Origin of the sequence: Mycobacterium interjectum, assembly GCF_900078675.2 — a bacterium.
GTDB lineage: Bacteria > Actinomycetota > Actinomycetes > Mycobacteriales > Mycobacteriaceae > Mycobacterium > Mycobacterium interjectum.
The window spans coordinates 3,737,926-3,759,237 of record NZ_LT546237.1; the positions used below are offsets into that span (position 1 = coordinate 3,737,926).

General features: G+C 68.1%; 24 protein-coding genes. 12 read left to right on the forward strand and 12 right to left on the reverse strand.

Annotated features, from left to right (window positions below; all coding sequences use genetic code 11):
• The 4 genes from BN4348_RS52365 to BN4348_RS52380 all read right to left on the reverse strand — a co-directional run.
• The coding region (locus BN4348_RS52365) for a PPE domain-containing protein (protein WP_142308822.1) at window positions 1-267 on the reverse strand (267 nt) is incomplete at its 3' end.
• Between the two features lie 139 nt (window positions 268-406).
• Complete coding sequence (gene dmpG, locus BN4348_RS52370) at window positions 407-1,462, reverse strand: 4-hydroxy-2-oxovalerate aldolase (RefSeq protein WP_066916372.1); 1,056 nt, start codon at window positions 1,460-1,462, stop codon at window positions 407-409.
• Complete coding sequence (locus tag BN4348_RS52375; RefSeq protein WP_066916374.1) at window positions 1,459-2,379, reverse strand: acetaldehyde dehydrogenase (acetylating); 921 nt, start codon at window positions 2,377-2,379, stop codon at window positions 1,459-1,461. The genes dmpG and BN4348_RS52375 overlap by 4 nt, the downstream gene beginning before the upstream one ends.
• Before the next feature lie 41 nt (window positions 2,380-2,420).
• Window positions 2,421-3,206, reverse strand: coding sequence for a 2-keto-4-pentenoate hydratase (locus tag BN4348_RS52380; protein ID WP_066916376.1), 786 nt, complete (start codon window positions 3,204-3,206; stop codon window positions 2,421-2,423).
• Between the two features lie 72 nt (window positions 3,207-3,278).
• Between BN4348_RS52380 and kstD the strand changes: the two genes are divergently transcribed.
• Both kstD and BN4348_RS52390 read left to right on the forward strand, forming a co-directional pair.
• Window positions 3,279-4,961, forward strand: a complete 1,683-nt coding sequence (gene kstD, locus BN4348_RS52385) for a 3-oxosteroid 1-dehydrogenase (RefSeq protein ID WP_066916462.1) — start codon at window positions 3,279-3,281, stop codon at window positions 4,959-4,961.
• A gap of 1 nt (window position 4,962) precedes the next feature.
• On the forward strand, window positions 4,963-5,835 hold the full coding sequence (locus tag BN4348_RS52390; protein ID WP_066916378.1) for a MaoC/PaaZ C-terminal domain-containing protein: 873 nt from the start codon (window positions 4,963-4,965) through the stop codon (window positions 5,833-5,835).
• A 57-nt stretch (window positions 5,836-5,892) separates the two neighbouring features.
• On the opposite strand, the gene BN4348_RS52395 is transcribed toward BN4348_RS52390, so the two are convergent.
• Genes BN4348_RS52395 through BN4348_RS52420 form a run of 6 tightly spaced genes read right to left on the reverse strand, consistent with a single transcriptional unit; the run spans window position 5,893 to window position 11,848 of the window.
• A complete protein-coding gene (locus BN4348_RS52395) occupies window positions 5,893-7,086 on the reverse strand; it encodes a lipid-transfer protein (RefSeq protein WP_066916380.1) in 1,194 nt (397 codons plus the stop codon).
• Window positions 7,086-7,487: a MaoC family dehydratase gene (locus BN4348_RS52400; RefSeq protein WP_066916382.1), complete on the reverse strand. Its 402-nt coding sequence runs from the start codon at window positions 7,485-7,487 to the stop codon at window positions 7,086-7,088. Before BN4348_RS52400 ends, BN4348_RS52395 begins: the two co-directional genes overlap by 1 nt.
• Window positions 7,484-8,431, reverse strand: a complete 948-nt coding sequence (locus tag BN4348_RS52405) for a bifunctional MaoC family dehydratase N-terminal/OB-fold nucleic acid binding domain-containing protein (protein WP_066916384.1) — start codon at window positions 8,429-8,431, stop codon at window positions 7,484-7,486. The genes BN4348_RS52400 and BN4348_RS52405 overlap by 4 nt, the downstream gene beginning before the upstream one ends.
• A complete protein-coding gene (gene fadE29 / locus BN4348_RS52410; protein WP_066916386.1) occupies window positions 8,428-9,591 on the reverse strand; it encodes an acyl-CoA dehydrogenase FadE29 in 1,164 nt (387 codons plus the stop codon). The genes BN4348_RS52405 and fadE29 overlap by 4 nt, the downstream gene beginning before the upstream one ends.
• Window positions 9,582-10,595 (reverse strand): acyl-CoA dehydrogenase family protein, encoded by a 1,014-nt coding sequence (locus BN4348_RS52415; protein WP_066916388.1) that lies wholly within the window; start codon window positions 10,593-10,595, stop codon window positions 9,582-9,584. Before BN4348_RS52415 ends, fadE29 begins: the two co-directional genes overlap by 10 nt.
• The gene (locus tag BN4348_RS52420) at window positions 10,595-11,848 is read right to left on the reverse strand and encodes a cytochrome P450 (protein WP_066916390.1); all 1,254 of its coding nucleotides are present in this window, start codon (window positions 11,846-11,848) and stop codon (window positions 10,595-10,597) included. The genes BN4348_RS52415 and BN4348_RS52420 overlap by 1 nt, the downstream gene beginning before the upstream one ends.
• A gap of 183 nt (window positions 11,849-12,031) precedes the next feature.
• Between BN4348_RS52420 and BN4348_RS52425 the strand changes: the two genes are divergently transcribed.
• The 3 genes from BN4348_RS52425 to BN4348_RS52435 are packed head-to-tail and all read left to right on the forward strand — an operon-like array spanning window position 12,032 to window position 14,100.
• A complete protein-coding gene (locus tag BN4348_RS52425) occupies window positions 12,032-13,195 on the forward strand; it encodes a steroid 3-ketoacyl-CoA thiolase (protein ID WP_066916392.1) in 1,164 nt (387 codons plus the stop codon).
• 19 nt (window positions 13,196-13,214) lie between these two features.
• Window positions 13,215-13,634, forward strand: a complete 420-nt coding sequence (locus BN4348_RS52430) for a nuclear transport factor 2 family protein (protein WP_066916464.1) — start codon at window positions 13,215-13,217, stop codon at window positions 13,632-13,634.
• Between the two features lie 10 nt (window positions 13,635-13,644).
• Window positions 13,645-14,100, forward strand: a complete 456-nt coding sequence (locus BN4348_RS52435) for a nitroreductase family deazaflavin-dependent oxidoreductase (protein WP_066916394.1) — start codon at window positions 13,645-13,647, stop codon at window positions 14,098-14,100.
• Between the two features lie 77 nt (window positions 14,101-14,177).
• Here the strand turns inward: BN4348_RS52435 and BN4348_RS52440 are convergent, their stop codons facing one another.
• Together BN4348_RS52440 and BN4348_RS52445 are read right to left on the reverse strand one after the other, a co-directional pair.
• Window positions 14,178-15,083 carry an SDR family oxidoreductase gene (locus BN4348_RS52440; RefSeq protein WP_066916396.1) on the reverse strand — a complete coding sequence of 302 codons (906 nt, stop codon included), beginning with the start codon at window positions 15,081-15,083 and terminating at the stop codon, window positions 14,178-14,180.
• Between the two features lie 14 nt (window positions 15,084-15,097).
• On the reverse strand, window positions 15,098-15,856 hold the full coding sequence (locus tag BN4348_RS52445; RefSeq protein WP_066916466.1) for an SDR family oxidoreductase: 759 nt from the start codon (window positions 15,854-15,856) through the stop codon (window positions 15,098-15,100).
• An 84-nt stretch (window positions 15,857-15,940) separates the two neighbouring features.
• On the opposite strand from BN4348_RS52445, the gene echA20 reads away from it, so the two are divergent.
• Genes echA20 through BN4348_RS52480 form a run of 7 tightly spaced genes read left to right on the forward strand, consistent with a single transcriptional unit; the run spans window position 15,941 to window position 21,296 of the window.
• A complete protein-coding gene (gene echA20, locus BN4348_RS52450; protein WP_066916398.1) occupies window positions 15,941-16,699 on the forward strand; it encodes a (7aS)-7a-methyl-1,5-dioxo-2,3,5,6,7,7a-hexahydro-1H-indene-carboxyl-CoA hydrolase in 759 nt (252 codons plus the stop codon).
• Window positions 16,696-17,580 carry a cholesterol ring-cleaving hydrolase subunit IpdA gene (gene ipdA / locus BN4348_RS52455; RefSeq protein ID WP_066916400.1) on the forward strand — a complete coding sequence of 295 codons (885 nt, stop codon included), beginning with the start codon at window positions 16,696-16,698 and terminating at the stop codon, window positions 17,578-17,580. Before echA20 ends, ipdA begins: the two co-directional genes overlap by 4 nt.
• Entirely contained in the window at window positions 17,577-18,323 is a 747-nt protein-coding gene (gene ipdB, locus BN4348_RS52460) for a cholesterol ring-cleaving hydrolase subunit IpdB (protein WP_066916402.1), read from the forward strand. Before ipdA ends, ipdB begins: the two co-directional genes overlap by 4 nt.
• Window positions 18,320-19,393 (forward strand): (3aS,4S,5R,7aS)-5-hydroxy-7a-methyl-1-oxo-octahydro-1H-indene-4-carboxyl-CoA dehydrogenase, encoded by a 1,074-nt coding sequence (gene ipdC / locus BN4348_RS52465; protein WP_066916404.1) that lies wholly within the window; start codon window positions 18,320-18,322, stop codon window positions 19,391-19,393. Before ipdB ends, ipdC begins: the two co-directional genes overlap by 4 nt.
• Before the next feature lie 53 nt (window positions 19,394-19,446).
• Window positions 19,447-19,869 carry a nitroreductase/quinone reductase family protein gene (locus BN4348_RS52470; RefSeq protein WP_084454505.1) on the forward strand — a complete coding sequence of 141 codons (423 nt, stop codon included), beginning with the start codon at window positions 19,447-19,449 and terminating at the stop codon, window positions 19,867-19,869.
• Between the two features lie 42 nt (window positions 19,870-19,911).
• Window positions 19,912-20,559, forward strand: a complete 648-nt coding sequence (locus BN4348_RS52475) for a SatD family protein (RefSeq protein WP_066916406.1) — start codon at window positions 19,912-19,914, stop codon at window positions 20,557-20,559.
• On the forward strand, window positions 20,556-21,296 hold the full coding sequence (locus BN4348_RS52480) for a hypothetical protein (protein WP_066916408.1): 741 nt from the start codon (window positions 20,556-20,558) through the stop codon (window positions 21,294-21,296). Before BN4348_RS52475 ends, BN4348_RS52480 begins: the two co-directional genes overlap by 4 nt.
• The last annotated feature ends 16 nt before the right edge of the window (window positions 21,297-21,312 follow it).

A 21,312-nucleotide genomic window follows, 5' to 3' on the forward strand; every position in this document is an offset into this window, starting at 1 on the left:
TTGGGCCGCCGCCCCGGCCGCCTGCGACGCCGCCGCATTGAGCCACCCGGCATATGGAGCCGCCGCGGCCGCCATCGCCTGCGCGGCGGGGCCCTGCCACGCCTGGCTGGCCAAGTTCGACGTGACCGACGCAAACGACTGGGCGGCGGACGATAGCTCGGACGCCAGCCCGTTCCACGCCGCCGCGGCCTCCAGCATCGGAGCCGAACCGGCGCCCGAGTACATCAGCAGCGAGTTGATCTCCGGTGGCAACGTCAAGAAGCTCACAACATCCCCTAGCAAAGCACGCAGTCGATAGAACAAACGCTAGGCCAAACCGGACGTCGGTTTCCGACCTTCCGCCCGATTCAAAGAATTCTAAGGCTACGGCCGTGGGTGTACACCCCCGCACCCGGTCGGAACACGGCTAATGCGTGACGACCGCGCCGCTGTCCTGCTCGCGCTTGATTTCCAGGGCGATGTCGATCAGCTGGTCTTCCTGGCCGCCGATGAGCTTGCGCTGACCGGCCCGGTGCAGCAGCGCCGCGGCGGGCACGCCGTAGCGTTCGGCCTGGCGCACGGCGTGCTTGAGGAAGCTGGAATAGACGCCCGAGTAGCCCATGATCAGCGCGTTGCGGTCGAGCAGGCATTCCGCCGGCATGGCCGGCCGCACGACGTCCTCTGCGGCGTCGGCGATGTCGAAGAAGTCGATGCCCGTCTTGACGCCGATCTTGTCGAACACCCCGATCAGCGCCTCGACGGGCGCGTTACCCGCACCCGCGCCGAAGCGGCGGCAGGAGCCGTCGATCTGCTTGGCGCCGGCCCGGACGGCCTCCACCGAGTTGGCCACCCCCAATCCCAGGTTCTCGTGGCCGTGGAAACCGACCTGGGCGTCGTCGCCCAGTTCGGCGACCAGCGCCGCCACCCGGTCGCGAACCCCTTCGAGGACCAGCGCCCCCGCGGAGTCGACCACGTAGACGCACTGGCAGCCGGCGTCGGCCATGATCCGCGCCTGCCGCGCGAGCTTCTCCGGCGCAATGGTGTGGGACATCATCAGGAACCCGACGGTCTCCAGCCCCAGCTCACGAGCCAGACCGAAGTGCTGGATCGAGACGTCGGCCTCGGTGCAGTGGGTGGCGATCCGGCAGATCGAGCCGCCGTTGTTCTGGGCCTCCTTGATGTCCTCCTTGGTGCCCACCCCGGGCAGCATCAGGAAGGCGATCTTGGCCTGCGTGGCCGTCTCGGCCGCGAGCTTGATCAGCTCCTGCTCGGGGGTCTTGGAGAAGCCGTAGTTGAAGCTCGAGCCGCCCAGCCCGTCGCCGTGGGTCACCTCGATGACCGGGACACCCGCGGCGTCCAGGGCGGCGACGATGGCGCCCACCTCGTCCTTGGTGAACTGGTGGCGCTTGTGGTGGGACCCGTCGCGCAGGGACGTGTCGGTCATCCGGACGTCCCAGATCGGATTGAAAAAGATGTCACTCATGCCTGCGCTCCTCCCGCCGATGCGGTCAAGGACTCCCGGGCGATCTCCTCGCCGACCTTGGTCGCCGCCGCGGTCATGATGTCGAGGTTGCCCGCGTACGGCGGCAGGTAATCCCCGGCGCCCTCGACCTCGACGAACGTGGTGACCAGGGCCTGGCCACCGGAGTTGAGCGACGGGTCGTCGAACTGCGGCTCGTTGAGCAGCCGGTAGCCCGGCACATAGGTCTGCACCTCGGCCACCACGTCGTGGATGGATTTGGCGATGGCATCGCGGTCGGCGTCCTCGGGAAGGGCGCAGAAGATGGTGTCGCGCATGATCATTGGCGGGTCGGCCGGGTTCAGGATGATGATCGCCTTGCCGCGCTTGGCGCCGCCGATGGTCTCGACGCCCTTGCTGGTGGTCTTGGTGAACTCGTCGATGTTCGCGCGGGTCCCGGGGCCCGCGGAAACTGAAGCCACCGAAGCGACGATTTCCGCGTACGGCACCTCGACGACGCGACTGACGGCGTAGACGATCGGGATCGTCGCCTGTCCCCCGCAGGTGATCATGTTGACGTTGGGCGCGTCCAGATGCTCGCGCAGGTTCGCCGGCGGGATCACCGCGGGCCCCACCGCGGCCGGTGTCAGGTCAATGGCCCGGATTCCCGCGGCCGCGTATTTCGGCGCCGCGTCCCTGTGCACGTAGGCGCTGGTCGCCTCGAACACCAAATCGGGTTTCTCCGGCTGGGCCAGCAGCCAGTCGACCCCTTCGTGGGTGGTCTCCAGGCCCAGCTTGCGGGCCCGGGCCAGGCCCTCGCTTTCCGGGTCGATGCCCACCATCCAGCGCGGCTCCAGCCAGTCCGATCGGAGAAGCTTGTACAGCAAGTCGGTGCTGATGTTTCCCGACCCGACAATGGCCACACTCGCCTTGGACGGCATGATGCTCCTTGTTTTTGGACTAATTCAAAACTAATCCGGCGCTATTCAAAGGACAACCGCACGGAACCCAATCCCGTGAAGTCGGCGACGAATTCGTCTCCGGCGTGTGCATCTATCGCTCGCGTGCACGATCCGGGTAACACGATGTCACCTTTTTTCAGGCGCACACCGAAACTTTCCACCTTGCGGGACAACCACGCCACCGCGGTGACCGGGTTGCCCAACACGGCGTCGCTGCGCCCCTCGGCGATCACCTCGCCGTTGCGGGTCAGCACCGCGTCGATCGCCTTGACGTCGATGTCGGCCGGTGACACCCGCGCCGCACCCAACACGAAGCCCGCCGAGGAGGCGTTGTCGGCGATGGTGTCGCACAGCGCGATCTTCCAGTCGGTGATCCTGGTGTCGATCAGCTCGATCGAAGGGACCAGGGCTTCGGTGGCGGCCAGCACGTCGTCCTCGGTGCAGCCCGCCCCCGGCAGGTCGGCGGACAGGATGAACCCCACCTCGACCTCCACCCGCGGATACAGGTAGCGGCCGGCCTTGACCGGGGTGTCCTCGAACACCTGCATCTCGTCGAGCAGGTGGCCGTAGTCCGGCTCGTCGACGCCCATCATCTGCTGCATCGCCAACGACGACAGGCCCACCTTGTGCCCCAGCACCTGGGCGCCTTCGGCCACCCGCTGGCGGATGTTGATCAGCTGAATTTCGTAGGCGTCGACGACGTCGATGTCCGGGTATCGGGCGGTCAGCGGAGCGATGGGCTCACGGCTGCGTTCGGCCTGCGCCAGGTCGGCGGCCAGCTCGTCGCGGATCGCAACACTGAGCATTTACCGAAGTCCCCTCGTTCTGGTGACCGGGCCGGTAGCGCCCAACCCGGGCAATTCTATAACGTGTTCTACATGACAGCGCAGGAGTACGACGTCGTCGTGGTGGGGAGCGGCGGGGCCGGCATGGTGGCTGCCCTTGCCGCCGCGCACCGCGGCCTCTCGACAGTAGTCATCGAGAAGGCCGCTCATTTTGGCGGCTCCACCGCGCGGTCCGGGGGCGGGGTCTGGATTCCCAACAACGAGGTGCTCGAGCGCGACGGCGTGCGAGACACCCCCGAGGCCGCCCGCACCTATTTGCACGGCATCATCGGCGACATCGTGGCTCCGGAGCGCATCGACGCCTACCTCGACCGCGGCCCCGAGATGCTGTCCTTCGTGTTGAAGCACACCCCGTTGAAGATGTGCTGGGTGCCGCGCTACTCCGACTACTACCCGGAGGCGCCGGGGGGCCGTCCGGGCGGCCGGTCGATCGAGCCCAAGCCGTTCAACGCCCGCAAGCTGGGCGCCGACGAAGCCGGCCTCGAACCGGCCTATGGCAAGGTTCCGCTCAACGTGGTTGTGATGCAGCAGGATTACGTGCGTCTCAACCAGCTCAAGCGACACCCGCGAGGCGTGGCGCGCAGCCTGAAGGTCGGGGTGCGCACGATGTGGGCCAAGGCGACCGGTAAGAACCTGGTCGGCATGGGACGCGCCCTGATCGGGCCGTTGCGGATCGGGTTGCAGCGCGCCGGGGTTCCGGTGCTGCTCAACACCGCGCTCACCGACCTCTACGTCGAGGACGGCGCGGTGCGCGGGGTCTATGTCAGCGACACCGGCGCGTCGGAATCCGTTGAGCCGCGCCTGATCCGGGCCCGCCGCGGCGTGATCCTCGCGTCCGGCGGGTTCGAGCACAACGAGCAGATGCGGGTGAAGTACCAGCGCGCCCCCATCACCACCGAGTGGACGGTCGGCGCCAAGGCCAACACCGGCGACGGAATTCTGGCCGGCGAAAAGCTCGGAGCCGCATTGGAGTTGATGGAAGACGCGTGGTGGGGCCCGACGGTGCCGCTGGTGGGCGCGCCGTGGTTCGCCCTGTCGGAGCGCAATTCGCCGGGCTCGATCATCGTCAACATGTCGGGCAAGCGGTTCATGAACGAGTCGATGCCCTACGTCGAGGCCTGCCACCACATGTACGGCGGCGAATTCGGTCAGGGGCCGGGGCCGGGGGAGAACATCCCGGCATGGCTGGTGTTCGACCAGCAATACCGCGACCGCTACATCTTCGCGGGACTGCAACCGGGGCAACGCATTCCGCGGAAGTGGCTGGATTCGGGCGTGATCGTGCAGGCTGACACACTTTCGCAGCTGGCCGAGAAGGCCGGCCTGCCGGTGTCGGACTTCACCTCGACCGTGCAGCGCTTCAACGGCTTCGCGCGCTCGGGCGTCGACGAGGACTACCACCGCGGGGAAAGCGCCTACGACCGCTACTACGGCGACCCCACCAACAAGCCGAACCCCAACCTCGGCGAGATCAGCCACCCGCCCTACTACGCCGCCAAGATGGTGCCGGGCGACCTGGGCACCAAGGGCGGCATCCGCACCGACGTGCACGGCCGGGCGCTGCGCGACGACGGCAGCATCATCGAGGGCCTGTACGCCGCGGGCAATGTCAGCGCCCCGGTGATGGGCCACACCTACCCCGGCCCGGGCGGCACCATCGGGCCCGCGATGACTTTCGGTTATCTGGCGGCGCTGCACATCGCGGGGAGTAACTGACATGCCGATCGATGTAGACGTCGCGCTGAGCGCCGAGCTCGACCCCATCGAATTCTCTTGGAGCAGCAGCGATATCCAGCTCTACCACCTGGGATTGGGAGCCGGCTCCGACCCCATGGATCCGCGCGAGCTGCGCTATCTGGTGGACGACACCCCGCAGGTGCTGCCGACGTTCGGCAACGTCGCGGCCTCCTTCCACATGACCAAGCCGCCGACGGTGCAGTTTCCCGGCATCGACATCGAGCTGGGCAGGGTGCTGCACGCCAGCGAACGGATCGAGGTGCCCGGCCCGCTGCCGCCGTCGGGGTCCGCCACGGCCGTCACCCGGTTCACCGACATCTGGGACAAGGGCAAGGCCGCGGTGATCTGGAGCGAGACGACCGTCAGCGCCCCGGACGGCGCCCTGCTGTGGACCCAGCGGCGGTCGATCTTCGCCCGCGGCGAGGGCGGCTTCGGCGGCGAGCGCGGACCGTCCTCGTCGGATGCGGCGCCGGACCGCGCGCCCGACCTCGAGGTCGACGTGCCGATCCTGCCGCAGCAGGCGCTGCTGTACCGGCTCNAGATGTGTAGAGGCGACAGCCGCAACCCGCTGCACTCCGACCCCGAATTCGCCGCCGCCGCAGGCTTTCCCCGGCCGATCCTGCACGGCCTGTGCACCTACGGCATGACCTGCAAGGCGATCACCGACGCGCTGCTGGACGGCGACGCGGGCGCGGTCGCGGCCTACGGCGCGCGCTTCGCCGGCGTGGCCTATCCCGGCGAGACGCTCAAGGTCGGCATCTGGAAGGAGAGTGGTCGGTTTCTGGCCAGCGTGCTCGCGCCGTCGCGCGAGAACACCGTCGTGCTGAGCGGCGTCGAACTGGTCCCGGCTTAGCGTTGTTTTCGCCCCGAGCGTGACGCTGCCGTCACGCTGGCGACAAAAGCCGAGGCGCTATCCCAAGATCAAGCCCGACGTGGGCACGCCCGTGCCCGCCGTGACCAACACGTGCTCGACGTCGGGCACCGGGTTCACCGAGGTGCCGCGCAATTGCCGCACGCCCTCCGCGATGCCGTTCATGCCGTGGATGTAGGCCTCGCCGAGTTGACCGCCGTGGGTGTTGATCGGCAGCCGGCCGCCCACCTCGATGGCGCCGCCGGCGATGAAGTCCTTCGCCTCGCCCTTGCCGCAGAAGCCCAACTCCTCCAACTGAATCAGGGTGAACGGCGTGAAGTGGTCATACAGAATCGCGGTCTGAATGTCCGACGGCGAAAGCCCGGACTGACCCCAGAGCTGCCGACCCACGACGCCCATCTCGGGCAGGCCGAGCTCGGGCCGGTAGTAGCTGACCATCGTGTACTGGTCGGGGCTGGAGCCCTGCGAGGCCGCCTCGATGATCGCGGGCCGCTGCTTGAGGTCGCGTGCGCGCTCGACGGACGTCACCACGATCGCGACCGCACCATCGGTTTCCTGGCAGCAGTCCAGCAGCCGCAGCGGCTCGGCGATCCACCGCGAATTCTGGTGGTCCTCAATGGTGATCGGCTTCTCATAGAAGTACGCCTTGGGGTTCTTGGCGGCGTGCTTGCGGTCGGCCACCGAGATCACGCCGAAGTCGCGGCTGGTCGCACCGGACAGGTGCATGTAGCGCTGGGCGATCATCGCGACCTGCGCGGCGGGCGTGGAGAGCCCGTGTGGATACGAGAAGGCGTTGTCGGCCGTCGTCGAATCCGCCCGTGCCCCACCGTCTCCCGCCAACCGGCTCTGCACCTGGCCGAACCGCATGCCGGACCGTTCGTTGAACGCCCGGTATGCGACCACGACATCGGCCACCCCGGTCGCGACGGCCATCGCCGCCTGCTGCACGGTCGCGCACGCGGCCCCGCCGCCGTAACCGATCTGGGAGAAGAACTTCAGGTCCCCGATGCCGACCGCGCGCGCCACCGCGGTCTCGTTGTTGCTGTCCATCGTGAACGTGGTCAGCCCGTCGACGTCGGCCGGGCTCAGGCCCGCGTCGTCCAACGCATCCAGGACGGCCTCGGCCGCCAACCGCAGCTCGCTTCGGCCGGAGTCCTTCGAAAAGTCGGTGGCCCCGATGCCGACGATCGCCGCCTTACCGGACAGGGGGTACCACCCGCTTGCGGGGGACATCACGCGTCTCCCATCGTCAGCGTCGCCGTCGCGATGACGTGATCGCCAAGGCTGTTGCTGCCCACCACCTTTACGGTGATCAGGCCATCTTCCACGGCGGTAACCTCACCGGAGAACGTCACCGTGTCGTACGCGTACCACGGCACCCCCAGCCGCAGCCCGATCGACTTGATCAGCGCCGACGGCCCGGCCCAGTCGGTGACATAGCGCTGCACCAGCCCGGTGTCGGTGAGGATGTTGACGAAGATGTCCTTCGACCCCTTGGCCTGCGCGAGGTCACGGTCGTGGTGCACGTCCTGGAAGTCCCGGGTGGCCAGGGCCGTCGAGATGATGAACGTCGGGTCGCCGTGCAGTTTCAGCTCGGGCAGCTTGGTGCCGACTTCGATCACCGGCGCGCTCATGCGTCAGGCTCCCAGGCGTAGAGGGTCCATTCCGGTCCGCCGTCACCGGCCGGGAAGTCGATATATGTTGCGCGCACCGGCATTCCGATCTTCACCTCGGCGGGGTCAACCCCTCGCAGCTCGCCCAGCATGCGCACGCCCTCGTCGAGCTTCACCAAAGCGATGACGAAGGGCAGCGTGCGACCGGGCACCTTCGGAGCGTGGTGCACCACAAAGCTGAACACGGTTCCGCGACCGCCGGCCACCACGTAGTCGATCGGCGCCGTCTTGTCCTGCCACACCGCCGGCACGGGCGGGTGCTGCAGGCTGCCGTCCGGACGACGCTGGATCCGCAGCTCGTGCGCCTTGACGCCGTCCCAGAAGAACGCGGTGTCCCGCGACGACGAGGGACGCATCATGGCGTCGGGGTCCAGGTCGTCCGGCACGGCCGGGCCGGCGGATTCGCGGGGCTTGAACTTGAGGATGCGCCAGTTCATTTCGGCGACGTCCTCGTCGCCCACCCGCCAGATGATGTGCTGGTTGACGAAGTACCCCTCGCCCAGCGCGGTCTGCTTGGGCCCGACCACGTCACCCATCTCGGAGGTGATGCTGACCTGCTCGCCGGGTCGCAGGTAGCGGTGGTAGGTCTGCTCGCAGTTGGTGGCGACCACGCCGATGTAGCCGGCGTCGTCGAACAGCTTCATCATGGGGCCCATCGGGTCGTCCGTCGGACGCTCCCCGCCGAGGCCGAACATCGTCCACACCTGAATCATGGCCGGCGGCGCGACGATCCCAGGGTGACCGACCGCGCGGGCGGCCGCCTCGTCCACATAGATCGGGTTGCGGTCGCCGATGGCCTCGACCCAGTTGTTGATCATCGGCTGGTTCACCGGATCGCGGCCGGCGCGCGGCTTGGGATCGCCGGCCGCCTTGATCTCCGCGACGGCTTCGGCGATGTCCGTCATCTGGGCACCCTCGGCACCTTGAGGCCGGCGGCCGCGATCATTTCACGCATGACTTCGTTCACGCCTCCACCGAAGGTGATGACCAGGTTCCGCTTGGTTTGCGAGTCCAGCCAGTCGAGCAGCTCCGCGGTGTCCGGGTCGGCGGGGTTGCCGTACTTGCCGACGATCTCTTCCGCGAGCCGGCCGATGTACTGAATGCGCTCGGTGCCAAAGACTTTGGTCGACGCGGCGTCGGCCACGTTGATGTCCTCGCCCGCCGCGGCCACCTGCCAGTTCAGCAGCTCGTTGATCCGCCACATCGCGTGGATCTCGCCGAGGGCCCGCTTGACGTCGTGGTGGTCGATCGGCGTGACGCCGTCGCTGCCCGGCTTGGACGCCCAGGCGTGCACCCGGTCGTAGATGCCGGCGACGCGGCCCGCCGGGCCGAGCATCACCCGCTCGTTGTTGAGCTGGGTGGTGATCAGCCGCCATCCGCCGTTCTCCTCGCCGACCAGCATGTCGGCGGGCACCCGCACGTCGTTGTAGTAGGTCGCGTTGGTGTGGTGGGCGCCGTCGGACAGGATGATCGGCGTCCAGGAGTAGCCCGGGTCCTTGGTGTCGACGATCAGGATCGAAATGCCCTTGTGCTTGACGGCTTCCGGGTCGGTGCGGCAGGCCAGCCAGATGTAGTCCGCGTCGTGCGCGCCGGTGGTGAAGATCTTCTGCCCGTTGACGATGTACTCGTCGCCCTGGCGCACGGCGGTGGTCCGCAGGGAAGCCAGGTCGGTCCCGGCCTCGGGCTCGGTGTAGCCGATCGCGAAGTGCACCTCGCCGGCCAGGATCGCCGGCAGGAACTTCTTCTTCTGCGCCTCGCTGCCGAACTGCTGCAGCACCGGGCCGACCGTCTGCAACGTCACCGCGGGCAGCGGCACGTCGGCCCGATGCGCCTCGTTGACGAAGATCGACTGCTCGATGGGCCCGAAGCCCAGGCCGCCGAATTCTTTTGGCCACCCGACCCCGAGCTTGCGGTCCTGGCCCATTCGGCGGATCACCGCGCGGTAGGCCTCGTTGTGGCGATCCTGCTCCATCGCCTTCATCTCGTCGGACGAGATCAGGTTCGAAAAGTATTCTCGCAGTTCGGCTTGCAGCTGACGCTGCTCCGGAGTCAGTTCTATGAACATTGCGCTCCCACCAGATCGAGGCGATGAGATGGCCCGCCGAGTATTCGGGACAGGTCCTTGATCGTGGAGTAATACCGATGCATGGGATAGGTGATGTCCATGCCCATGCCGCCATGCAGGTGGTGGCAGAGCTGCATCACCGGCGGTGCCTGCGAAGTAATCCAGTAGCCGAGAACGTCCACGTCGTCGTCGGCGTCCCGTCCCTCCGCTAGTCGCCAAACGACCGACTTGGCCGCCAGATCGATGGTGCGCGAGGCGATGTAGACCTCGGAGAGCTGAGCCGCCACGGTCTGGAAGGTCGACAGCGGCTTGCCGAACTGCTTGCGGTTGGCCACGTAGTCGGCGGTCAACCGCAGCGCGCCGGCTACCAGCCCGTCGGCGTAGGCGCCCATCGCGGCCAGCGCCAGCTGGTTGACCCGGTGCGCCGAAGCGCCCGTCAACACGTCCGAATCACCAACCCCCACACCGTCAAACGTGACCGTGTACTCGTCGGAGCCGTTGGACGTCGGGGTGCGCACCAGCCGCACTCCGTCGGCCTTGGGCGACACCACCACCACGGCGCTGTCGGCCGTCACGATCATCCAATCCGCTTGCCCGGCATAGCCGACGCCGACCTTGGTGCCCGACAGGCGGCCGCCCGCGAACGCGACCCCGGGCCGGTCGGGCAAGGCGGCGCCGGGCTCGTTGAGCGCCGCCGTCAGCACGCCGCCCTTGGCGACCCCGGCCAGGAAGCGGTCCTGTTGCTCCTCGGCGGCCAGGTCCAGCAACGGCACCACGGCGAAACCCAGCGTGGCCAGCGCCGGCGTGATCGCGCCGTGGCGACCGGCTTCCGTCAGGACCGTGGCGACCTCGGGCAGGCCGACGCCGTCGCCGCCGAGGCGTTCCGGCACCGGCAGCGCCGTCACGCCGCCGCCGACCAGGGCGTCCCAACCCAAGTCGCGGTCCAGCACCGACGTCGCCACGTCGGCGACCGCCTGCTGTTCGGGGGTGAGGTCGAAGTCCATCAGTGATCCACCGGGCACTTACCGGTGTAGTCGACCTGCCAGCGCTTGATGCCGTTGAGCCATCCCGAGCGCAGCCGCTCCGGCTCCGAGATCGGCTTGAGGTCGGGCATGTGATCGGCCACGGCGTTGAAGATCAGATTGATCGTCATCTTGGCCAGGTTGGCGCCGATGCAGTAGTGCGCGCCCGTGCCGCCGAAACCGACATGCGGGTTGGGGTTTCGCAAGATGTTGAAGGTGTAGGGGTCGTCGAAGATCTCTTCGTCGAAATTGGCCGAGCGGTAGAACATCACCACTCGCTGGCCCTTCTTGATCTGCACGCCGGACAGCTCGTAGTCCTGAAGCGCCGTGCGCTGGAAACTGGTGACCGGGGTGGCCCAGCGGACGATCTCGTCGGCGGCGGTCTCGGGGCGCTCCCTCTTGAACAGCTCCCACTGATCGGGGTAGTCCGCGAACGCCATCATCCCCTGGGTGATGGAGTTCCGGGTGGTCTCGTTGCCGGCCACCGCGAGCATCATCACGAAGAAGCCGAATTCGTCGTCCGAGAGCTTTTCCCCGTCGATGTCGGCGTTGATCAGCGTGGTGACGATGTCCTCGCCGGGTTTCTCGGCCTTGATGGCGGCCATCTGCATCGCGTAGTTGAGCACCTCGAACGACGACGTCTTGGGGTCGACGTCGGCATACTCGGGGTCGTCGTTTCCGGTCATCTCGTTGGACCAGCGGAAGAGCTTTTCGCGGTCCTCCTGCGGCACCCCGAGCAAGCCGGCGATCGCCTGCAGCGGGAGCTCGCAGGACACCTGCTCGACGAAGTCCCCGGAACCGGCGGACGCCGCGTCCCGCGCGATCTTCTGGGCGCGTTCCCTGAGTTCGTCCTCCAGGCGTCCCACGGCCCGCGGGGTGAAGCCGCGGGAGATGATCTTGCGCAGCCGCGTGTGGTGCGGCGCGTCCATGTTGAGCATGACGAACCGCTGCAGCTCGATGTCCTCGCGCGCGATGTCGTCGTTGAACCGCGGGATCACGCAGTTCTCGTAGCTGGAGAAGACATCGCTGCGCCGGGAGATCTCCTTGACGTCGTTGAGCTTCGTGATCGCCCAGAAGCCGCCGTCGTTGAAGCCGCCGCCGTGGCCCGGGGCCTGCTCGTTCCACCAGATCGGCGCCGTCGCGCGCACCTCGGCAAACTCCTCGACGGGGATCCGCTCCGCGTAGATGTCGGGGTCGGTGAAATCGAACCCGGGCGGAAGGTTGGGGCTGGGCACGCTACTTCTCCTTTAACTGCTGGTCCCTATGCTGGTCTGGCGACTGGCCAGTGACTGGCGATCCCAGGACACTAGCTTCCCTAGTGGAGCTCTGTTGCCAGTAAAACATGCCTCCACCGTAGAAAAAAGGCGCCAACGCATCGTCGCTTGTCATAGTAATGAAACGTGTTCTAGCCTGGCCCCATGGGTAACCCGGTAATCGTCGAAGCCACCCGCAGCCCGATCGGCAAGCGCAATGGATGGCTCTCAGGACTGCACGCCACCGAGCTGCTGGGCGCGGTGCAAAAGGCGCTGGTGGAAAAGGCCGGCATCGACGCCAACGATGTAGAACAGGTCATCGGCGGCTGCGTGACGCAGTTCGGCGAACAGTCCAACAACATCACCCGGGTGAGCTGGCTCGTCGCCGGCCTGCCGGAGCACGTCGGCGCCACGACCGTCGACTGCCAGTGCGGCAGCAGCCAGCAGGCCAACGGCCTGGTCGCCGGCCTGATCGCGGCGGGTGCCATCGACATCGGCATCGCGTGCGGAATCGAGGCCATGAGCCGCGTCGGACTCGGCGCCAACGCCGGCCCCGACCGCAGCATCCTGCGGCCCGCGTCGTGGGACATCGACCTGCCCGACCAGTTCACCGCGGCCGAGCGGATCGCCAAGCGCCGCGGCATCACCCGCGAGGACATCGACGCGTGGGGCTTCCAGTCGCAGCTGCGCGCCAAGCGGGCCTGGGAGGAGGGGCGTTTCGACCGGGAAATCTCGCCGATCGAGGCGCCGGTGCTCGACGAGCAGAAGCAGCCCACCAGCGAGCGCCACATGGTGGGCCGCGACCAGGGCTTGCGCGACACCACGATGGAGGGGCTGAGCCAGCTCAAGCCGGTGATCGAGGGCGGCATTCACACGGCGGGCACGTCGTCGCAGATCTCGGACGGCGCCGCGGCCGTGTTGTGGATGGACGAAGACAAGGCCAAGGCGCTCGGGCTGCGGCCGCGGGCCCGGATCGTCAGCCAGGCGCTCATCGGCGCGGAGCCCTACTACCACCTCGACGGCCCGGTGCAGTCGACGGCGAAGGTGCTGGAGAAGGCCGGGATGAAGATGGGCGACATCGACATCACCGAGATCAACGAGGCCTTCGCGTCGGTGGTGCTGTCCTGGGCGCGCGTCCACGAACCCGACATGGCCAAGGTCAACGTCAACGGCGGCGCGATCGCGCTCGGCCACCCGGTGGGCAGCACCGGCAGCCGGCTGATCACCACCGCGCTGCACGAGCTGGAGCGCACCGACCAGAGCACGGCGCTGATCACCATGTGCGCGGGCGGCGCCCTGTCCACCGGCACCATCATCGAGCGCATCTGAGGCTGAATTGCCCGACTCCTTGAAGGGACCTCGGCCCGCATCGTCGTCGGGCGGGGGCGTCTCCGAGGCCGACCGCATCGCGGCGGCGCAGGCGTACATCGACGCGCTGGTCACCCACGACGCCGATGCTGTCCCGTTCGCGCCGGACTGTGTCCGCATCGAGGTGGGCCTCAAATCCGGGTTCTCCGGGAATCACCTGCGGCGCAGCCTAAATCGCGGACCGCAATACCGCATCATCGCGGCCACGACACCGCCGGAGTACACCGTATCCGGCGACGAAGTGCGCGCGGAGTACGACGTGCTGACCAAGGTCGCGTTCGGCGGGCGGCGGGTCGCGTCCCGGGTCGACGAGATCTTCGTGATCCCGCAAGACGACGGGCTGATCCATCACATCAGGGCCAGGCTGCGTCCGTTCATTCAACGGGGAGCACAGCCGTAGGATCGGAGTCATGCCGAAATCACCCCCGCGGTTTCACGACTCGCCATATGCCGACTTCCTGATCAAGTGGATGTCGCGCCTCAACACGTTCATGTACCGCCGCAACGGCGGCGAGGGCCTCGGTGGCACGTTCCAGAAGATCCCGGTCGCGCTGCTGACCACCACCGGCCGCAAGACCGGCGAGCCCCGCGTCAGCCCGCTGTACTTCCTGCGCGACGGCGACCGGGTGGTCGTCGCGGCCTCCAAGGGCGGCGCCGCGAAAAACCCGATGTGGTACCTGAACCTGAAGGCCAATCCCAAGGTGCAGGTGCAGATCAAAAAGGAAGTGCTCGACCTGACCGCGCGCGACGCGACCGATGAGGAGCGCGCCCGGTATTGGCCGCAGTTGGTGGACATGTACCCGTCCTACGACGACTACCAGTCCTGGACCGACCGCACCATCCCGATCGTCATCTGCGACCCCTGAGCTCTTCCGCCGAACGTGCACTGACGGCGAAGAATCCGCGAAAAGCTCGCCGTGAGTGCACGTTCGATGCAGTCTTGCTAGGCCCCGTAGACCGGGACCGGCGGCCGCGCCTTGGCTAGCAGGTCGGCGACGACGGGCCCCAGCTCGGCGGGATCCCACCGGGCACCCTTGTCGATCTGCGGGCCGTGCGCCCAGCCCTCGGCGACGCGGATCTTGCCGCCCTCGACCTCGAACACCTTGCCGGTGACGTCGCGGGCCTCGGCGCTGCCCAGCCAGACCACCAGCGGCGAGACGTTCTCCGGCGCCATCGCGTCGAAATCCTGGTCCTGCGTTGCCATCATCTCGGCGAAGACGGTCTCGGTCATGCGGGTGCGGGCCGACGGCGCAATGGCGTTGACGGTCACGCCGTAGCGCCCCATTTCCGCCGCGCCGACCAGTGTCATCGCCGCGATGCCCGCCTTGGCCGCGCTGTAGTTGCCTTGCCCGACGCTGCCCTGCAGGCCGGCGCCCGAACTGGTGTTGATGATCCGCGCGTCGACCGTTTTGCCCTCTTTGGACAGCCCACGCCAATACGACGCGGCGTGGCGCATCATGGCGAAGTGACCCTTCAGGTGCACGGCGATGACGGCGTCGAACTCCTCCTCGCTGGTGTTGGCCATCATCCGGTCGCGCACGATGCCGGCGTTGTTGACCACGACGTCGAGGCCGCCGAATGTGTCGGCGGCGGTCTGGATCAGGCCGGCCGCCTGGTCCCAGTCGGCGATGTTGGATCCGTCGGCGACGGCTTCCCCACCGGCCGAGGTGATTTCGTCGACCACGCCCTGCGCCGCGCTGCCGCCGCTTGCCGGGGAACCGTCCAGGCCCACCCCGATGTCGTTGACCACCACGCGCGCGCCTTCGCCCGCGAAGGCCAGCGCATGCGCGCGGCCGATACCGCCGCCCGCCCCGGTGACGATGACGACACGGCCGTCAACCAATCCCATAAATCCAATCTCCTCTACTTGATCGCGCTCGCGTTCGTTGCTGCCAGATAGTGCGGCGGCTCGCCACCGCCGTGCACCTCCAGCGCGGCACCGCTGATGTAGGACGCCGCATCCGAGGCCAAAAACGCTGTGGCCCAGCCGACGTCCTCCGGCTTGGCCAGCCGCCCCAGTGGCACGTTCTTCGAGATCGCGGCGATCGACTCGGCGTCACCGTAAAACAGTTCCGACTGTTCGGTCTCCACCATCCCGACCACGCAGGCGTTCACCCGCACCCTCGGTCCCCATTCCACCGCCAGCGTCTGCGTCAGGCTTTCCAGGCCGGCCTTGGCCGCCCCGTACGCCCCGGTACCCGGGGACGGCCGTCGGCCGCTGAGGCTGCAGATGTTGATGATCGACCCGCCGTGCGGTTGGTTCTGCATCTTCTCGTTGGCGTGCTGCGAAACCCACAGCGCCCCAATCAGGTTGAGCTCGATGATCTTGCGGTTGAACTTCGCGCTGGAGTCCGCGGTCAGCACGTACGGCGAACCGCCGGCGTTGTTGACGACGACGTCGAGCCGGCCATGCCGGTCAGCGATCGCGTCGATCATCGCCCTGACGGCGTCATCGTCGCGCACGTCGCACGGATGGAACTCATAGGGAAAGCCCTCGACGGGCCGTCGCGCGCAGGTGATCACGGTCGCGCCCTGCTTGGCGAAGACCGAGCTGATGCCGGCACCTACGCCGCGTACGCCGCCGGTAACAAGGACCACCCGCCCGACCAGCCCCAGGTTGATACCGTCGGCTGCTTCGGCGGGAGTCACTGTGCTAGCGTACCAAGCAAGTGCTTGCTTAGGTAGTCAGCCCACCCAGGAAGTGCAATGACGATCAATTCCACCATCACCGAACCGGGCATCGTCGCGGTCACCGTCGACTACCCGCCCGTCAACGCCATCCCGTCGCGCGGCTGGTTCGAACTCGCCGACGCGATCACGGCGGCCGGCGCCAATCCGGAGACCCACGCGGTGATCCTGCGGGCCGAGGGCCGCGGCTTCAACGCCGGTGTGGACATCAAGGAGATGCAGCGCACCGAGGGCTTCACCGCCCTGATCGACGCCAACCGCGGCTGCTTCGCCGCGTTCCGCGCGGTCTACGAATGCGCCGTGCCGGTGATCGCGGCGGTCAAGGGGTTCTGCGTCGGCGGCGGCATCGGCCTGGTGGGCAACTCCGACGTCATCGTGGCCTCCGACGACGCCACCTTCGGCCTGCCCGAGGTCGAACGCGGCGCGCTCGGCGCGGCGACCCACCTGTCGCGCCTGGTGCCCCAGCACATGATGCGGCGGCTGTTCTTCACCGCCGCCACCGTGGACGCGGCCACCCTGCACCACTTCGGCTCGGTGCACGAGGTGGTGCCTCGGGATCAGTTGGACGAGGCCGCGTTGCGGGTGGCCCGCGACATCGCCGCCAAGGACACGCGCGTCATCCGCGCCGCCAAGGAGGCGCTCAACCTCATCGACGTGCAACGGGTCAACTCGAGTTACCGCATGGAGCAAGGCTTTACGTTCGAGCTCAACCTCGCCGGGGTCTCCGACGAGCACCGCGACGCCTTTGCCGGCACCACGAAGGGCGAAAAGTCGTGAGCGACAAGCGCACCACCCTCGACGAGGCCGTCGCGCAACTGCGCAGCGGCATGACGATCGGCATCGGTGGCTGGGGATCGCGGCGCAAGCCCATGGCGTTCGTGCGCGCCATGCTGCGCACCGACGTCAGGGACTTGACCGTGGTCACCTACGGCGGGCCCGACCTGGGATTGCTCTGCTCGGCGGGCAAGGTCAAGCGGGTCTACTACGGATTCGTGTCGCTGGACTCCGCCCCCTTCTACGATCCGTGGTTCGCGAAGGCGCGCACCGGCGGAGCCATCGAGGCACGGGAGATGGACGAGGGCATGCTGCGCTGCGGGTTGCAGGCGGCGGCGCAGCGGCTGCCGTTCCTGCCGATCCGCGCCGGGCTGGGCAGTTCGGTCCCGGACTTCTGGGAGGGCGAACTGCGGACGGTGGCCAGCCCCTATCCGGCGCCCGGCGGCGGGCACGAGACGCTGCTCGCCATGCCGGCCCTGGGCCTGGACGCCGCCTTCGTGCACCTCAATCTCGGTGACAGCCAAGGCAATGCCGCCTACACCGGCATCGACCCCTACTTCGACGACCTGTTCTTGATGGCCGCAAAGCGGCGCTACCTGTCGGTGGAACGCATCGTCTCCACCGAGGAGCTCATCAAGGCGGTGCCCCCGCAGGCCCTGCTGGTGAACCGAATGATGGCCGATGCGGTGGTGGAAGCCCCGGGCGGTGCCCACTTCACCACCGCCGCACCGGATTACGGCCGCGACGAGAAGTTCCAGCGGCACTACGCCGAGGCGGCCTCCACCGACGTGGGCTGGCGGCAGTTCGTCGCGACCTACCTGTCCGGCGGCGAGGACGACTACCAGGCCGCGGTTCGCGCATTCGCAGAGGAGGCCTCCAAGTGAGCAGCACCCGAGCCGAGATCTGCGCGGTCGCCTGCGCCGAGTTGTTCAGGGACGCCGGCGAAATCATGATCAGCCCGATGACGAACATGGCCGCCGTCGGCGCGCGGCTGGCGCGCTTGACCTTCTCGCCGGACATCCTGCTGACCGACGGCGAGGCGCAGCTGCTGGCGGACACCCCCGCCTTGGGCAAGACCGGGGCGATCGAAGGCTGGATGCCGTTCGGGCGGGTGTTCGAGACCCTGGCCTGGGGGCGCCGCCACGTGGTGATGGGCGCCAATCAGGTTGACCGCTTTGGCAATCAGAACATCTCGGCGTTCGGCCCGCTGCAGCACCCGACCAGGCAGATGTTCGGGCTGCGCGGCGCGCCCGGCAACGCGATCAACCACTCGACCAGTTACTGGGTCGGCAACCACTCCAAGCGGGTGTTCTGCGAGACCGTCGACGTGGTGTGCGGCATCGGCTGGGACAAGATCGACGCCGACAACCCGGCGTTCCGATTCGCCAACCCGTATCGGGTGGTGTCCAACCTGGGAGTGTTCGACTTCAACGGCCCCGACCACACCATGCGCGCGGTCTCGCTGCACCCCGGCGTGAGCCCCGACGATGTCCGCGAGAACACGTCTTTCGGGGTGGACGGCCTCGACGAGGCCGAGGAGACCAGGCTTCCGACCGACGACGAGCTGCGCCTGATCCGCGAGGTGATCGACCCGAAGGCATTGCGCGACAGAGAGATACGTTCATGAGGCTGCGCACGCCGCTGACCGAGCTGGTCGGTGTCGAGCACCCGGTGGTGCAAACCGGGATGGGCTGGGTGGCCGGCGCACGGCTGGTGTCGGGCACCGCGAACGCGGGCGGCCTTGGCATCCTGGCCTCGGCGACGATGACGCTGGACGAGTTGGCGACGGCCATCGGCAAGGTCAAGGCCGCAACCGACAAGCCGTTCGGGGTGAACATCCGCGCCGACGCCGCAGACGCCGGCGACCGCGTCGAGCTGATGATCCGCGAGGGCGTGAAGGTGGCCTCCTTCGCCTTGGCGCCCAAGCAGGAGCTGATCGCCCGGCTGAAAGAGGCCGGGGCGGTGGTCATCCCGTCGATCGGCGCGGCCAAACACGCGCGCAAGGTCGCGGGCTGGGGCGCCGACGCGATGATCGTGCAGGGCGGCGAGGGCGGCGGGCACACCGGACCCGTCGCGACCACGCTGCTGCTGCCGTCGGTGCTGGACGCCGTGCAGGGCACCGGGATCCCGGTGATCGCGGCGGGCGGATTCTTCGACGGCCGCGGGCTCGCCGCCGCGTTGTCCTACGGCGCCGCCGGCGTGGCGATGGGCACCCGCTTTCTGCTCACCTCGGATTCCACCGTGCCCGAGGCGGTCAAGCGGCGCTACCTCGAGGCGGCGCTGGACGGCACCGTGGTCACCACCCGCGTTGACGGCATGCCGCACCGGGTACTGCGCACCGGGCTGGTCGAAAAGCTGGAAAGCGGCTCGCCGGTAAGGGGTTTCGCCGCGGCGGTGGGCAATGCGGCGAAGTTCAAGAAGATGTCGCAGATGACCTGGGCGTCGATGATCCGCGACGGTCTCGCGATGCGCCACGGCAAGGAGCTGACCTGGTCGCAGGTGGTGATGGCGGCCAATACACCGATGCTGCTCAAGGCCGGGCTGGTCGAAGGCAACACCGAGGCCGGGGTGCTGGCCTCCGGGCAGGTGGCCGGCATCCTCGACGACCTGCCGTCGTGCGCCGAGCTGATCGAGTCGATCGTGCAGGACGCGATCACCCACTTGAGGGCCGCCGCCGCGCGGATCGACGAGCCCTGAGCCGAGGACCAACGGCCCTGGCCCGCCCGACGGCGCGGCATCATCCTGGATGGATGATGACGCTGGCCCCGGCCTCCTGGCCCACCCCGCTGCGCAACGCGATTCGCGCCTCCAATAGACACCTGCTCAACCCGGTGATGCTGCGGCTGGCCGGCCACAAGCATTGGTACGCGGCCGCGATCCGGCACACCGGACGGCGCTCGGGGAAGCAGTACGCGACACCCGTCGTCGCCGAGCGCGTGCCCGACGGCTTCATCATCCCGCTGCCCTACGGCACCCGAGTCGACTGGTTGCAAAACGTGCTCGCCACGGGGCGGGCGACGATTTGTGTTCGGGGCGAGAGCCACGACGTGGTGCAGCCGACGATCATCGATGCCGCGACGGCCCTCCCCCAGTTGCCGGACCAACGGCGCCGCACCTTCCAGCGGGTCGGCATCGAGCAGTACCTCAGGGTCGAGGACCGGCCAGCGGATTAAGCTATTCCCTAACTTCGGTATTAATAAAGCTATAATCTTCATATGTCCACGGTGAAGGCCGTCCCTCTACTGCGCGCGACGGTGATCGGCGACGTGGTGGGGTCCAGGCGGGCCGGTGACCGGCCCGCCCTGCATCGGCGCGTGGCCGACGCCCTGCACCACGTCGCGGCCGGTGCGATCGACCCGCCCGCCTTCACGGTCGGCGATGAGTTTCAGGGCAGCTACGCCACGCTCGGTGCCGCCATCGACGCGGCTTTGACCATCCGCCTGCTGCTCGCCCCGGAGATCGACGTCCGTTTCGGCATCGGCTGGGGCACGGTCACCGTCCTCGACGCCGAGGCCGGAATCCAGGACGGTCCGGGCTGGTGGACGGCGCGCGAGGCCATCCAGCAGACGGCACAGACCCAGCGGCAGCCCGGCTTCACGCTGGTGCGCACGACGTTCCGGGCGGACGCCGACACGCGCGCCGATGTCGCCGCCGTCAACGCGGCCCTGATTTGTCGGGACCATCTGCTTGGATCACTCGATGAAAGATCGTTGCGAATTGTGAGGGGCTTGATGACCGGCCGGACCAAAAAGGAACTCGCCGCGGCCGAGGGGATCAGCCCGTCCGCGGTGTCCCAACGGGCGGCCCGCGACGGTTTGGACCTGATTGTCGTTGCCTCGCAAGATCTTCGAGGCCTGCCGTGAGCGCCGTGGCGGTCCTGTTGCTCGCGGTCGGAATCGCCGACCTGTGCCGGCGGGCGGTCCGCCGGTCGTGGCCTGCGCTGGCGACCGCACCGGCCGTGGTGGTGGTGTGCGCGGCGCTGGGTGCGCTGTGGCATCGCGGCGATATCCCGCTGCTGCTGGTGGCGGCCGCCGCGGCAGTCGTCTGGGAGTGGCTATGCCTGCGCAGCGAGCGCAGTGGCGGGCAGCAGGCGGCCCCGTTGGCCGTGTTCGTCGCGGCGCTGGCGCTGCTGATCGTCCTGTCCGGCTGGTCCTCGGGGGTCGGCGGCGTCGTCGGGCGGTGGTCGGCGTGGGCGCAGCTGCCGCTGGGCCACGTGACACCAACCCGGCTGCTGATGATCCTCGGTGTGGTGCTGATGCAGTTCGCCACCGGAAATCAGTTGGTGCGCCTGGTCCTTGGCTCGGGGGGGGCGGTGCGCCCGGCCGGCCGGCCGCAGCCGTCGGACCGCCTCAAGGGTGGCCGGCTGCTGGGCCCGATGGAACGGCTGCTGATCCTCAGCCTCGGCGCCGGCGGGCAGGTGGCCGCGGCCAGTGCCGTCGTCGCCGCCAAGGGCATCATCCGTTTTCCCGAGCTGAGCGCCCAGAAGAACCGCGACGGGGATATCGGCATCGACGAGGTGACCGAGTACTTTCTGGTGGGCAGCTTCACAAGTTGGCTGCTGGCGCTCGGCGGGATCGCGCTGGTGCTGGCCGCGCGGTGACGGCGGGCAGACTATG